Below are 12,780 nucleotides of genomic sequence, written 5' to 3'. Positions count from 1 at the left end.
GTCGTCAGTGCGCGGCGACGGAATCGAGCCCGGTCGATGTCACCACCGGCTGCACGGCGGGCGACGCGAGATAGTCGAGCAGCGCTTTCGCTTCCTTCGGATGCTGCGCGCCGACCGGGATGCCGGCCGCATAGCGCGTGACGGACTGCATCGACTCCGGAATCTTGCCGACGTAAGCCGCGCCCTTCACCGGGAGCAACTCGCTCACCTGCTGAAATCCCACTTCGTAGTCGCCGGTTGCAACCACCGACGCCACTGGAATCTTCGGGATCATCTTCGCCTTGCTCTTCACCTGTTCCTCGATGCCGAGCCGTTTGAACAACTCGCGCTCAATATAGACACCGCTCGCGCTATCCGAGTAAGCGATCGACCGGGTATGCAGCAAGGTTTCCTTGAGCGCCGCCTCTGACCCGATGTCGGGTTTCGGCGCGCCATCGCGCACGACCATCCCGATGCGAGAATCCGCGAGCTCGACGCGTGAATCGGGGATCACCTTGCCCTGCTTGATGAGGTCGTCGAGTGCATAGCCGACCATGATCACCACGTCGGCGGGCTCGCCGCGCTGAAGCCGGTTCGGAATGGCCTCCGGCGACTTGCCCATCGACGGTCCGAGCGCGGTATCGAGCGTGTTGCCCGTGGACGCCGCGAACTTCGGACCGAGCAGCTTGTAGGCGGCGGTGAAGCCGCCGGAGCTAATCACATGCAGTTCGGCGGCCTGCACGTTCGCTGCTGCGGCGGCGCCGAGGAGCGCTGTGGCGCAGAGTTTCAGAAGGATGGATTTCATGGTTGAATGAACGTCAGGATGAAGTTCGAGGAGCGAAGCGATGTTTCAGGAAGCCGCATGCAGCGGAGCACGACGGCGCCGATACAGTGCGAGCGTGGCACCGAGCCCGCATACCGCGGCAAAGCTCATCCAGTAGCCCGGCGCGGCTTTATCGCCGGTCATGTGAATGAGCGCGGTCGAGATAACGGGCGTGAAACCGCCGAATACCGCCGTCGCGAGGCTGTAGGCCAAAGAGAATCCGGCAACACGCACTTCGACCGGCATCACTTCGGTGAGCGCGACGACCATCGCGCCGTTATACATGCCGTACATGAACGAGAGCCAGAGCAGCACAAGCAGCATGTTGACGAAGCTCGGCGCATGAGCCAGCAGCGATAGCGCGGGGTAGGCGGTTGCAATCGCCAGGCCCGTCATTCCGAGAAGGAGCGGACGGCGTCCAATCCGATCCGACAGCGCGCCGCCGATCGGTAGCCAGATGAAGTTCGAGATGCCCACGCACAGCGTGACGAGCAGACTATCGGCGGTGCTCAGATGCAGGACGGTCTTGCCAAAGGTCGGTGCATACACCGTGATCAGATAAAAGCTCGTCGTGGTCATGGCGACCAGCAGCACGCCCGCGATCACGACATTCCAGTTCTGCACGAGCGTCGTAAAGACTGCTTTCATGGTCGGGCGATGCTGGCGCTGTTTGAATTCTTGCGTTTCCTCAAGATTGCGCCGCAAGATGAAGATAAAAGGCACGATCATGCAGCCGACGAAGAACGGCACGCGCCATCCCCACGCGGCGATCGCCGCCGTGTCCAGCCAATGATTGAGCGCGAAGCCGAGCGCGGCAGCGACGACGATCGCCACTTGCTGGCTCGCCGACTGCCAACTCGTGAAGAAACCCTTGTGGCCCGGCGTCGCCATCTCTGCGAGATAGACCGATACCCCGCCCAGTTCCGCACCCGCGGAAAAGCCCTGCAGCAGACGGCCAATGAGAACCAGGGCCGGAGCGAACAGTCCGATCGTCGCATAGCCGGGCACGAACGCGATCAGGATGGTGCCGCTCGCCATGATCGACAGCGTGACAATCAGGCCCTTGCGGCGGCCGACATCGTCGATATACGCGCCGAGGATGATCGCGCCGAGCGGCCGCATCAGGAAGCCTGCGCCGAACACTGCGAACGTCATCATCAGTGAGGCGAACTCGCTCCCCGCCGGGAAAAAGACCGCGGCGATCTGCGTGGCATAGAAGCCGAACAGGAAGAAGTCGAACTGCTCCAGGAAGTTGCCTGCCGTCACGCGCAGCACGACGGAAGCCTTCGATTGCCCGGAGGCCAGCGGGGGTGAGGAGGGATGCATCGAGGTGTCTCCAGAGATTTTTAACTTGCGGTGTTCGGGCGCTTTGTTGTTTGGCGAATATTCGCCCGAACCAAGAGAAACGATAAGTGCTATTTTTGGAACGATTAATGTCCGTTGGTTATCAGTGTCGGCCAAAGGCTCAAGCTACGAAGCGGCGTTGGGATGCGGGCGTTCGGCTCACCGCAGCGCCCCGCCACCTCCCCACCCATATTTAGTTGACATCTAAACTATCTAAGCCTAAATTACCTCCGTCAGCAGCGTTCACACATGGGGAACAAGCATGCGCATCGTTTGCATTGGTGGCGGCCCAGCCGGTCTGTACTTCGGCCTTTTGATGAAAAGCCGGAACCCGGCCTACGATGTCACGGTCGTCGAGCGCAACCGTCCGTACGACACCTTCGGCTGGGGCGTCGTATTCTCCGACCAGACGCTCGGCAATCTGCGCGCCGCCGACGCCCCCAGTGCCGATGCCATCCTCGACGCCTTCAATCACTGGGACGACATCGAGATCAATTTCCGCGGCCGGCAAATCCGGTCGTCGGGTCACGGTTTTTGCGGGATCGGCCGCAAACGTCTGCTGAATATCCTGCAGGCGCGCTGCGAAGAACTCGGCGTCAAGCTGGTTTTCGAAACCCAAGTCACGGACGACAGCGTCTACGAAGCCGATCTGATCATCGCCTGCGACGGTGCGAATAGCGCAGTCCGTCAAAAGTACGCGGCCACCTATCGGCCCGCCATCGACATGCGCGACTGCCGCTTCGTCTGGCTCGGCACCAAAAAACTCTTTGACGCCTTCACGTTCGCCTTCGAAGAAACCGAATTCGGCTGGTTCCAGGCGCACGCTTATCGCTTCGACGATCAGACCTCCACGTTTATCGTCGAAACGCCGGAGCGCGTGTGGCGCGCCGCCGGCCTCGACGAAATGAGCAAAGAGGACAGCATCGCCTTTTGCGAAAAGCTGTTCGCGAAGTATCTGGACGGCAATGCGCTGCTATCGAACGCGGCGCATTTGCGCGGCTCGTCGCAGTGGATTCGCTTCCCGCGTGTCGTCAACGACGAATGGGTGCACTGGCGCAGCAACGCTGACGGCACGCAAACGCCGATCGTCCTCATGGGCGACGCCGCGCATACCGCTCACTTCTCGATCGGCTCGGGCACCAAGCTCGCGCTCGAAGACTCGATCGAACTCGCCAACAGCATGGGCGCGCGTCCGGGTGATCTGGGCGCCGCGCTGAAGCATTACACCGAGGTGCGCAGCATCGACGTATTGCGTATTCAGAACGCGGCGCGCAATTCGACGGAATGGTTCGAGCATGTGGACCGCTATACGTCGTTCGAGCCGGAACAGTTCGCGTATTCGCTGCTCACGCGCTCACAGCGCATCTCGCATGAAAATCTGCGTGAACGCGATGCTCAGTATCTATCAGGCTTCGAAGACTGGCTCGCCGAGCGCTCCGGCGTGAATCGCGCGCCCGAGAAGCACTCCGTCCCGCCCATGTTCACGCCCTTCACGTTGCGCGGCGTGACGCTGAAAAACCGCGTAGTCGTTTCGCCGATGGCGCAATACTCCGCCGTTAACGGCATTGCGGGCGACTATCACCTGATGCATCTCGGCGCTCGCGCGATGGGCGGCGCTGGGCTGGTCATGACGGAAATGACCTGCGTCTCGCCCGAAGCGCGCATCACGCCCGCGTGTCCCGGCATGTATGCGCCGGAGCATCTCACCGCATGGAAGCGCATCGTCGACCTGGTGCATCGTCAATCGGACGCGAAGATCGGAATCCAGCTCGGCCATTCGGGCGCGAAAGGCTCGACACGTGTCTCGTGGGAAGGCATCGATCAACCCCTCACGGAAGGCAACTGGCCGCTCATCTCGGCATCGCCGCAACAATATCTGCGCGGCGTCAGCCAGCATTCGCGCGAAGCCACACAAGACGAGCTGCGCGAAATCGAATCGCAGTTCGTCCGCGCCACGCAAATGTCGGCCGATGCAGGGTTCGACTGGCTCGAATTGCATTGCGCGCACGGCTATTTCCTGTCGAGCTTTCTGTCGCCGCTCACCAATCATCGCAGTGACGACTACGGCGGCTCGCTGGAAAATCGTCTGCGCTATCCGTTGCAGGTTTTCAAGGCGATCCGCGCGGTCTGGCCGCAAGACAAGCCGATCTCCGTGCGCATCTCCGCGAACGATTGGGTCGAAGGCGGCACGACGCCCGACGACGCAGTCAAGATCGCTGAAGCTTTCAAGGCGGCGGGCGCCGACATGATCGACGTCTCGTCGGGCCAGGTCAGCAAGGAAGAAAAGCCGGTTTTCGGCCGCATGTTCCAGACGCCGTTCGCCGACCGCGTGCGCAACGAAGCGGGTATCGCGACGATCGCGGTCGGCGCGATCTCCGAAGCGGACCACGTGAATAGCATCATCGCGGCAGGCCGCGCGGATCTGTGCGCGATTGCGCGCCCGCATCTGGCGAATCCTTCGTGGACGTTGAACGAAGCGGCCAAGATCGGCTATTTCGACGTGATGTGGCCGAAGCCCTACACCGCGGCGAAGTCTCAACTCGAACGCAACCTCGAACGCGAGCGCGCTCAAGCCGCTGCGAACGCGGGGTTGTCGCCGCAAGAACGCGCGCAACGCGCCGAAGGAACCGTGTGAACACACTCAATTCCACACTCGCGGGACAGCACGCGGTCGTGACGGGCGGCGGCAGCGGCATCGGCGCCGCCGTCGCGGAAGCGCTGCTACGCACCGGCGCGCGCGTCACGTTGATGGGCCGCAACGCGGAACGTCTCGAGGTGCAGCGCGAAAAATGCCGGGCACTGGGCGACGTCGCTTGCATTAGCGTCGACGTCACTCAGGAAGACTCCGTCGCAAGCGCTTTTGGTGAAGCCGGCGAAGTCGACATCCTCATCAACAACGCGGGCCAGGCGCAAGCCGCGCCGTTCACGCACACCGACACGGCGCTCTGGCAGCGCATGCTCGACGTGAACCTCACCGGCGTCTTTCTCGGCACGCGCGCTGTGTTGCCAGGCATGCTCAAACGTGGTCACGGACGCATCATCAATGTCGCCAGCACGGCGGGACAAATCGGCTACGCATACGTCGCCGCCTATTGCGCCGCGAAACATGGCGTGATCGGTCTCACGCGCTCACTCGCGTTGGAAGTCGCGACGAAAGGCGTCACCGTCAACGCCGTGTGCCCCGGCTACACGGAAACGGAACTGCTGCACGCATCCCTTGAACAGATCACCAGCAAAACCTCGCGAACCGAACAGCAGGCGCGCGAAACCTTGCTTCGCTCGAATCCACAACATCGCTTTGTGAGTCCAGAACAGGTTGCTAACGCCGTCCTCTGGCTTTGCCAACCCGGCTCGGACGCCGTCACGGGGCAATCCATTTCCGTCTCCGGTGGAGAAGTGATGTGACCAAGTCATCCAACATCAAAAAGCCCGCGGCGGCGGCTGAAACAAAACCGCCGCGCAAAGGCGTCCCGAAACCCGCGGAGAACGTCGTGGACCTCGAAATGAGCACGGGCGCGGATAGCCACATGGGCCTGCGTCTGTGGCTGCGCATGCTGACCACGACCAATCTCGTGCAAGCCGAACTGCGCAAGCGTCTTCGTAACGAATTCGACACCACGTTGCCGCGTTTCGATCTGATGGCCCAATTGGAACGGCATCCCGAAGGCCTGAAGATGACCGAGTTGTCGCGTCGTTTGATGGTGACGGGCGGCAACATCACCGGCATTACGGATCAGCTCGAAAAAGAAGGCCTGGTGTCGCGCGACAACGATCCGAACGATCGACGCTCGATCAGCGTGTGCCTGACGCCCGCCGGACGCAAAGCGTTCGACAAGATGGCGATCGCACACGAGCAATGGGTAGTCGAACTGTTCGGCGGTTTGAGCCTCGATGAAAAATCGCGCACTCATCAGCGCCTGGGCAAACTCAAGCAACATCTGCTCGACAGTCTGAAAGACTGATCGGCATCGAACCGCGGAGAGAGACTCATGACACGATCCAACGCCGACGCCCTGCTGGCCGGCAATCGCCTCACGCTAGCCGGCTACGAAGCGCGGCACTTCGGCTGGCAGGTCGCCGACAAGGTCGCGACAATCACGCTGAATCGCCCCGAGCGCAAGAACCCGCTGACTTTCGAGTCGTACGCGGAGTTGCGCGATCTGTTCCGGCAATTGACGTATGCGAGCGACGTCAAAGCTGTCGTGATTCACGGCGCGGGCGACAACTTCTGCTCCGGCGGCGACGTGCACGACATCATCGCGCCGCTGATCGATCTGCCGATGCCTGAACTGCTGCTCTTCACGCGCATGACCGGCGATCTGGTGAAAGCCATGCGCCATTGCCCGCAGCCGGTAATTGCCGCGGTCGACGGCGTCTGCGCCGGCGCCGGCGCGATTCTCGCCATGTCGTCCGACATGCGGCTCGGCACCGCGCGCAGCAAGCTCGCTTTCCTGTTCTCGCGCGTGGGTCTCGCCGGTTGCGATATGGGCGCCTGCGCGATTCTGCCGCGCATTATCGGCCAGGGACGCGCCGCCGAACTGCTCTTCACGGGGCGCTCGGCAAGCGGCGAAGAAGGCCACGCATGGGGCTTCTACAACCGGCTGTGCGAACCCGCCGCGCTACTTGAAGAAGCGCACAAGCTCGCCTCCGATCTCGTCGCCGGCCCGACTTTCGCGCACGGCATCACCAAGAAGATGCTGCATCAGGAATGGAGCATGAGTATCGACGAAGCGATCGAATCGGAAGCGCAAGCCCAGGCTATCTGCATGAGCACTCGTGATTTTGAGCGCGCTTACAGTGCGTTTGCCGCGAAATCGCGTCCGGTGTTCGAAGGAGATTGAGTTGAGCGCCAACACCGAACTGGATCTGCATAGCGCGCTAGCGTGGCCGTTCTTCGAGCCGCGTCATCGCGAGCTGGCTGCAGGTATCGAAGCATGGTGCCGCGAGAAGCTGAAGCACGAAGACCACAGGGATGTCGATGCAACCTGTCGTCACCTGGTGCGTGAGCTCGGCGCGGCGGGCTGGCTGAAATATGGCGTGGGCGGCGTCGCGTACGGCGGCCACGGCGACACGATCGACACGCGCGCCGTTTGCCTGCTTCGCGAAACGCTGGCCAAACACTCGGGCCTCGCGGACTTCGCTTTGGCCATGCAAGGACTCGGTTCGGGCGCGATCTCGCTCGGCGGCACGCACGAACAAAAGACCCGCTATCTGCCTCGCGTCGCCAATGGCACGGCGCTCGCAGCGTTCGCGCTGTCCGAACCCGAAGCCGGCTCCGATGTCGCCGCCATGGCGCTCTCCGCCCGCGAAGACGGCGACGCCTACGTGCTCGACGGCGACAAGACGTGGATCTCCAACGGCGGCATCGCCGATTTCTACGTGGTGTTCGCGAGAACCGGTGAAGCGCCGGGCGCGCGCGGCATCAGCGCATTCATTGTCGATGCGGATACGCCGGGACTCGAGATCGCAGAACGCATCGACGTGATCGCGCCACATCCGCTCGCACGTTTGCACTTTGCCGGCGCGCGCGTGCCGCGCAGCCAGATGCTCGGCGTGCCCGGAGAAGGTTTCAAGCTCGCCATGCGCACGCTGGATATTTTCCGCACATCCGTGGCGGCGGCATCGCTTGGCTTCGCGCGTCATGCGATGGCCGAAGGTATCTCGCGCGCCGCGTCGCGCAAGATGTTCGGCCAGACGCTCGGCGATTTTCAACTGACGCAAGCCAAACTCGCGCAGATGGCGTTGACCATCGACAGCAGCGCGTTGCTGGTCTACCGCGCCGCGTGGCTGCGCGATCAAGGCGAAAGCGTCACGCGCGAAGCCGCGATGGCAAAGTGGCACGCAAGCGAAGGCGCGCAACAGGTGATCGACGCTGCCGTGCAACTCTACGGCGGCATGGGCGTGCAAAGCGGCACGGCCGTCGAGATGCTGTATCGCGAGATTCGCGCGCTGCGCATTTACGAAGGCGCGACCGAAGTGCAGCAACTGATTATCGGACGCGATCTGTTGAAAGCGCACGCTGTCGCGACTGCCGGAGACAATGCCAAATGAGCGCGTCTTTCGAACGGCCCGTGCGCATCCGTTTCTCACACTGCGATCCGGCGGGCATCGTGTTCTTCCCGCAATATCTGGTGATGACCAACGCGCTGGTCGAAGACTGGTTCAACGAAGGCCTGCATATCGACTACGCGCACATGATCTCGCAGCGCCGCCTCGGTCTGCCGATCGTCAAACTCGATTGCGACTTTTCACGGCCGAGCCGGATGGGCGAAACCATCAGGCTGACCCTTAACGTTACAGCGATCGGGCGGCGTTCGATCAGCGTCGATATTGTCGGCCATTGCAACGGCGAAACGCGTTTCCGCGCGAAACAGGTGCTCGTCACGACGTCGCTCGAGCGCGGCACATCCATCGACATTCCCGCCGACATCGCGAGCGCCCTCGCGACGTTCGCCCCACAGCCCGACTCCACTGAGGCGCATCGCTCATGAAAAAAGCTCTTCTCCCCGCCGGCTGGGTCAAGCCGCGTGGTTACGCTAACGGCGTCGCGGCAACCGGCACGCAGGTGTTCATTGCCGGTCAGATCGGCTGGGACGAACAGGCTCGTTTCCAGACCACCGACTTCGCCGCGCAAGCCATCCAGGCGCTCAAGAATGTGCTTGCCGTGTTGCACGAAGCGGGCGGCAAGCCTGAGCATCTGGTGCGATTGACATGGTACGTCACCGACAAACGCGAATATCTCGCTTCGTTGAAAGATGTCGGCCGCGCGTTTCGCGAGTTGATCGGCGACTACGACATTGCGATGAGCGCGGTTCAAGTGGTCGCGCTTATCGAAGATGAAGCGAAAGTTGAGATCGAAGGCACCGCCGTGGTCCCTCAGTAACCGAGCAACAAAGCACACGAAAAGAAAACCACCAAGCCAACCGAAGCGCATTTAGCCGGCTCAACGCCCGGGAGACCATGATGGAACCGTCAGCACACGTCGATACCTTCGCGCGCGACAATCTTCCGCCGCAGGATCAATGGCCCGTCTTTCTGCTCGACAACCCGGACGTTGCGTACCCGGCGCGCTTGAACTGCGCCACGGAGTTGCTCGACAGAACCGTCGATGCAGGCCACCGCGATGATCCGGCAATCTGGTCCGATGTCGACGGGACACCGCGCGCCACGACTTACGGCGAACTGCTGGCGCTCGTGAATCGCAGCGCGCACGTGCTGGTCGACGAAATGGGACTGCAGCCCGGCAACCGCGTTTTACTGCGCGGCCCGAACACGCTGCATATGGCCGTGACCGCACTCGCCGCGCTGAAGGTTGGGCTCGTCGTGGTGCCGACCATGCCGCTTCTGCGCGCCAAGGAGTTGAAGCGGATCATCGAGAAAGCGCACGTCGGCGCGGCGTTGTGCGACGCGCGCCTGACCGCCGAACTCGCGCGTTGCAGCGATCCAGAAGACGAGTTCTACTGCGCGGGCCTGAAGCAAACGCGCCTCTTTCACGATGACGCCGCTGATTCCCTCGACACGCTCGCGATCAACAAGCCCGACCACTTCACCGCGTGCGACACCGCCGCCGACGACGTCTGCCTGATCGCCTTCACCAGCGGCACGACCGGCGCGCCGAAAGGCTGCATGCACTTTCATCGCGATGTCGTGGCAATGTGCGATCTGTTTCCGCGCCACGTGCTCAAGCCCACGTCGAACGATATCTTTTGCGGCACGCCGCCACTCGCGTTTACGTTCGGACTTGGCGGCTTACTGTGTTTTCCGTTGCGAGTGGGCGCGTCCACAGTGCTGATCGAGAAGCTCACGCCCGAGACTTTGCTGCAGACCGTCGAACGTTTTCATGCGACCGTCATGTTCACTGCGCCGACGTTCTATCGGCAAATGGCGCCGCTGGTTGCGCGCCACGATGTCTCCTCGTTGAAGAAAACCGTGTCTGCGGGTGAGGCGTTGCCGGATTCGACGCGGCGTTTGTGGCGCGACGCGACCGGCATCGACATGATCGACGGTATTGGTGGCACCGAGTTGATCCACATTTTCATTTCGGCTCAGGGCGACGAGATTCGCCCGAACGCCATCGGCCGCGCGGTGCCGGGTTACGCCGTGCAGGCGGTGGACGACGACATGCAGCCGGTCGCGCCGGGCACGATCGGCAAACTGGCGGTGCGCGGCCCGACCGGCTGCCGCTATCTCGCCGACGAGCGGCAGAAGAAGTTCGTGCGCGAAGGCTGGAACTTGACGGGCGATTCCGTCTATCTCGACGAAGACGGTTACGTGTTCTACCAGGCGCGCGCGGACGATATGATCGTCTCCGCCGGCTACAACATCTCCGGGCCCGAAGTGGAAAGTGTCCTGTTGCAACACGACGCGGTATCCGAATGCGGCGTGATCGGCGTGCCGGACGAAACCCGCGGGCAGATCGTCAAGGCATTCGTCGTGGTGAATCCCGGTTACGAGCGCGACGACAAACTGGTCGCGCAACTGCAGGAATTCGTGAAAAATAGCGTGGCGCCGTATAAATATCCACGCGTTATTGTTTTTGTCGATTCATTGCCGCGCACCGAAACCGGCAAGCTCAAACGTTTCGAGTTGCGTACCATGGCATAGCTCAAATTACCTGCATGGAGACACACCGCATGGCCGCCTCTTTCATCGAAGTCGCCGCCCAGGATGGCGGCCGTTTCAATGCCTACGTCGCGCGCCCCGCGCAAGGGTCGGGCCCGGGACTCGTGCTCCTGCAGGAAATTTTCGGCATCAACGACACCATGAAGGCGATGGCCGACCGCTTCGCTGAAGAAGGTTATGTGGTGCTGGTGCCCGATCTGTTCTGGCGGATCAAACCGGGCATCGTGCTTGGTTATGGCGAAGCCGACATGAAACAGGCGCTCGACTATCTCGGCCGATTCGACACGGATCTGGCCATCGACGATATCGCCGCCACCGTCGCCGCATTGCGCGCCATGCCTGAACAGGCCGGCAAAGTCGGTGCGGTGGGCTACTGCCTCGGCGGCAAGCTCGCGTTCCTGAGTGCAGCGCGCACCGATGTCGATTGCGCGGTCAGCTACTACGGCGTCGGCCTCGAAGCGCATCTGGATGAAGTGCCGGCCATTCGCTGCCCAATGGTGTTTCACTTCCCTGAAAACGACTCGCACTGTCCGGCGGAAACCCGCGAACGAATCAGCACTGCATTGCGCACACGGCCGCAAATCGAGCAATACGTGTACCCGGGTTGCGATCACGCGTTCGCCGCGTCGTCGCGCCCGCAATACGACAAACCCGCCGCGATGATGGCGTATTCGCGCACGCTCGCGCTGCTGCGCAAGGTGCTCGGCCCGATCTACGATCTCAACGCGCTGTGGGAAGCGCATTGCTATTACGAGTTCGCCACGCGCGACGTGGACGCCGTCATGCCGACCATGGTCGCGCAACCCTACGTCAATCACGTTCCGACCATGACCGGCGGCGTGGGTCACGACAATCTGAAGCGTTTCTATACGCATCACTTCGTCAACTCGAATCCCGTCGATACGAAGCTGATTCCGATTTCACGCACCATCGGCGCGGATCGCATCGTGGATGAATTCATTTTTAGCTGCACGCATAGCTGCGAAATCGACTGGTTGCTGCCCGGCGTTGCGCCGACCGGTAAGTATTTCGAGGTGCCCATGCTCGCTGTCGTTTGTTTCCGAGGCGACAAGCTCTATAACGAGCACATCTATTGGGATCAGGCTTCCGTGCTGGTGCAGGTGGGATTGCTGAATCCCGAGGGATTACCGGTGGCTGGCATCGAAAGCGCGCGCAAGCTGCTCGACGAAACGCTGCCGTCGAATCAGTTGATGGGCGGTAAATCACGCGTGTGACGTGCGACTAGAGGCCCACCTCTGCGCAACATCCTTATGATGTGACACTCAACTCGCCACCGTCACTCGACCCATGCTGATCGTCCATCATCTGAACAACTCCCGCTCGCAGCGTGTGCTGTGGCTGCTCGAAGAACTCGGCGTTCCGTACGAGATCAAGCGCTACCAGCGCGATCCCAAAACGATGCTCGCGCCGCCCGAGTTGCGCGCGGTGCATCCGCTCGGCAAGTCGCCGGTGATTACCGACGACGGCCAGACGATCGCTGAATCGGGCGCCATCATCGAATATCTGATCGACAAATACGGGCAGGGACGATTCGCGCCGGCGCCTGGCACACCGGAGCGGCTACGCTACACGTACTGGCTGCATTACGCGGAAGGTTCGGCAATGCCGCCGCTGCTGCTAAAACTTGTGGCGCTGCGCATTGCCAGCGCGCCGATGCCGTTTTTCGCGAAGCCGATCGCGCGCAAGATCGCCCGCACGCTGCAATCGAGTTTCATCGATCCGCAGTTGAAGCTGCACCTCGGTTATATCGATCAGGAGTTGAGCAAGACCGGCTGGTTCGTCGGCAACGACTTCACGGCGGCGGACGTGCAGATGAGTTTCCCGCTCGAAGCCGGCACGGCGCGCGGCGGCATGGAAGGCCAGATTCCGGCAGTGGTCGATTTCCTCAAGCGCATTCATGCGCGGCCGGCGTATCAGCGCGCACTGGAGCGCGGCGGCAAGTACGAATTGCTCGGCGGCGATTGAGGTTCGCGCCGACCTGGAACTCGTAG

The 12,780-nt window shown here is 61.9% G+C and carries 12 protein-coding genes; 10 read left to right on the top strand and 2 right to left on the bottom strand.

The genetic code is table 11. From position 1 onward, the window contains the following. Nucleotides 1–4 precede the first annotated feature (4 nt). Together B0G81_RS03340 and B0G81_RS03335 are read right to left on the bottom strand one after the other, a co-directional pair. The gene (locus B0G81_RS03340; RefSeq protein ID WP_134133518.1) at nucleotides 5–784 is read right to left on the bottom strand and encodes a substrate-binding domain-containing protein; all 780 of its coding nucleotides are present in this window, start codon (nucleotides 782–784) and stop codon (nucleotides 5–7) included. Between the two features lie 45 nt (nucleotides 785–829). Beyond that, a complete protein-coding gene (locus B0G81_RS03335) occupies nucleotides 830–2,128 on the bottom strand; it encodes an MFS transporter (RefSeq protein ID WP_134133517.1) in 1,299 nt (432 codons plus the stop codon). A gap of 280 nt (nucleotides 2,129–2,408) precedes the next feature. Between B0G81_RS03335 and B0G81_RS03330 the strand changes: the two genes are divergently transcribed. From B0G81_RS03330 to B0G81_RS03285, 10 genes are all read left to right on the top strand, one after another. Then, nucleotides 2,409–4,781: a bifunctional salicylyl-CoA 5-hydroxylase/oxidoreductase gene (locus B0G81_RS03330; protein ID WP_134133516.1), complete on the top strand. Its 2,373-nt coding sequence runs from the start codon at nucleotides 2,409–2,411 to the stop codon at nucleotides 4,779–4,781. After that, entirely contained in the window at nucleotides 4,778–5,551 is a 774-nt protein-coding gene (locus tag B0G81_RS03325; RefSeq protein WP_134133515.1) for an SDR family NAD(P)-dependent oxidoreductase, read from the top strand. Before B0G81_RS03330 ends, B0G81_RS03325 begins: the two co-directional genes overlap by 4 nt. After that, nucleotides 5,548–6,108, top strand: coding sequence for a MarR family transcriptional regulator (locus B0G81_RS03320; protein ID WP_116122882.1), 561 nt, complete (start codon nucleotides 5,548–5,550; stop codon nucleotides 6,106–6,108). The genes B0G81_RS03325 and B0G81_RS03320 overlap by 4 nt, the downstream gene beginning before the upstream one ends. A 27-nt stretch (nucleotides 6,109–6,135) precedes the next feature. Continuing rightward, nucleotides 6,136–6,987 carry an enoyl-CoA hydratase family protein gene (locus tag B0G81_RS03315; RefSeq protein WP_134133514.1) on the top strand — a complete coding sequence of 284 codons (852 nt, stop codon included), beginning with the start codon at nucleotides 6,136–6,138 and terminating at the stop codon, nucleotides 6,985–6,987. A 1-nt stretch (nucleotide 6,988) separates the two neighbouring features. Continuing rightward, nucleotides 6,989–8,197 (top strand): acyl-CoA dehydrogenase family protein, encoded by a 1,209-nt coding sequence (locus B0G81_RS03310; protein ID WP_134133513.1) that lies wholly within the window; start codon nucleotides 6,989–6,991, stop codon nucleotides 8,195–8,197. After that, the gene (locus tag B0G81_RS03305; protein WP_134133512.1) at nucleotides 8,194–8,637 is read left to right on the top strand and encodes a thioesterase family protein; all 444 of its coding nucleotides are present in this window, start codon (nucleotides 8,194–8,196) and stop codon (nucleotides 8,635–8,637) included. The genes B0G81_RS03310 and B0G81_RS03305 overlap by 4 nt, the downstream gene beginning before the upstream one ends. Further along, nucleotides 8,634–9,029, top strand: coding sequence for a RidA family protein (locus B0G81_RS03300; RefSeq protein WP_134133511.1), 396 nt, complete (start codon nucleotides 8,634–8,636; stop codon nucleotides 9,027–9,029). The genes B0G81_RS03305 and B0G81_RS03300 overlap by 4 nt, the downstream gene beginning before the upstream one ends. Nucleotides 9,030–9,109: 80 nt before the next feature. Beyond that, nucleotides 9,110–10,750: an AMP-binding protein gene (locus tag B0G81_RS03295; RefSeq protein ID WP_134142980.1), complete on the top strand. Its 1,641-nt coding sequence runs from the start codon at nucleotides 9,110–9,112 to the stop codon at nucleotides 10,748–10,750. 29 nt (nucleotides 10,751–10,779) lie between these two features. Then, nucleotides 10,780–12,003, top strand: coding sequence for a dienelactone hydrolase family protein (locus tag B0G81_RS03290; protein WP_134133510.1), 1,224 nt, complete (start codon nucleotides 10,780–10,782; stop codon nucleotides 12,001–12,003). 73 nt (nucleotides 12,004–12,076) lie between these two features. Further along, nucleotides 12,077–12,754 (top strand): glutathione S-transferase, encoded by a 678-nt coding sequence (locus B0G81_RS03285; RefSeq protein ID WP_134133509.1) that lies wholly within the window; start codon nucleotides 12,077–12,079, stop codon nucleotides 12,752–12,754. Nucleotides 12,755–12,780 lie beyond the last annotated feature (26 nt).

The sequence above is a fragment of the Paraburkholderia sp. BL6665CI2N2 genome, from assembly GCF_004366535.1.
Lineage (GTDB): Bacteria > Pseudomonadota > Gammaproteobacteria > Burkholderiales > Burkholderiaceae > Paraburkholderia.
This window is presented reverse-complemented; position numbering and strand designations above follow the sequence as displayed.

What these genes read in the sequence shown, in the direction of transcription:
- B0G81_RS03340 (WP_134133518.1), bottom strand. Translation starts at nt 784, where the DNA reads ATGAAATCCATCCTTCTGAAACTCTGCGCCACAGCGCTCCTCGGCGCC.
- B0G81_RS03335 (WP_134133517.1), bottom strand. Translation starts at nt 2,128, where the DNA reads ATGCATCCCTCCTCACCCCCGCTGGCCTCCGGGCAATCGAAGGCTTCC.
- B0G81_RS03330 (WP_134133516.1), top strand. Translation starts at nt 2,409, where the DNA reads ATGCGCATCGTTTGCATTGGTGGCGGCCCAGCCGGTCTGTACTTCGGC.
- B0G81_RS03315 (WP_134133514.1), top strand. Translation starts at nt 6,136, where the DNA reads ATGACACGATCCAACGCCGACGCCCTGCTGGCCGGCAATCGCCTCACG.
- B0G81_RS03305 (WP_134133512.1), top strand. Translation starts at nt 8,194, where the DNA reads ATGAGCGCGTCTTTCGAACGGCCCGTGCGCATCCGTTTCTCACACTGC.
- B0G81_RS03300 (WP_134133511.1), top strand. Translation starts at nt 8,634, where the DNA reads ATGAAAAAAGCTCTTCTCCCCGCCGGCTGGGTCAAGCCGCGTGGTTAC.
- B0G81_RS03295 (WP_134142980.1), top strand. Translation starts at nt 9,110, where the DNA reads ATGGAACCGTCAGCACACGTCGATACCTTCGCGCGCGACAATCTTCCG.
- B0G81_RS03290 (WP_134133510.1), top strand. Translation starts at nt 10,780, where the DNA reads ATGGCCGCCTCTTTCATCGAAGTCGCCGCCCAGGATGGCGGCCGTTTC.
- B0G81_RS03285 (WP_134133509.1), top strand. Translation starts at nt 12,077, where the DNA reads ATGCTGATCGTCCATCATCTGAACAACTCCCGCTCGCAGCGTGTGCTG.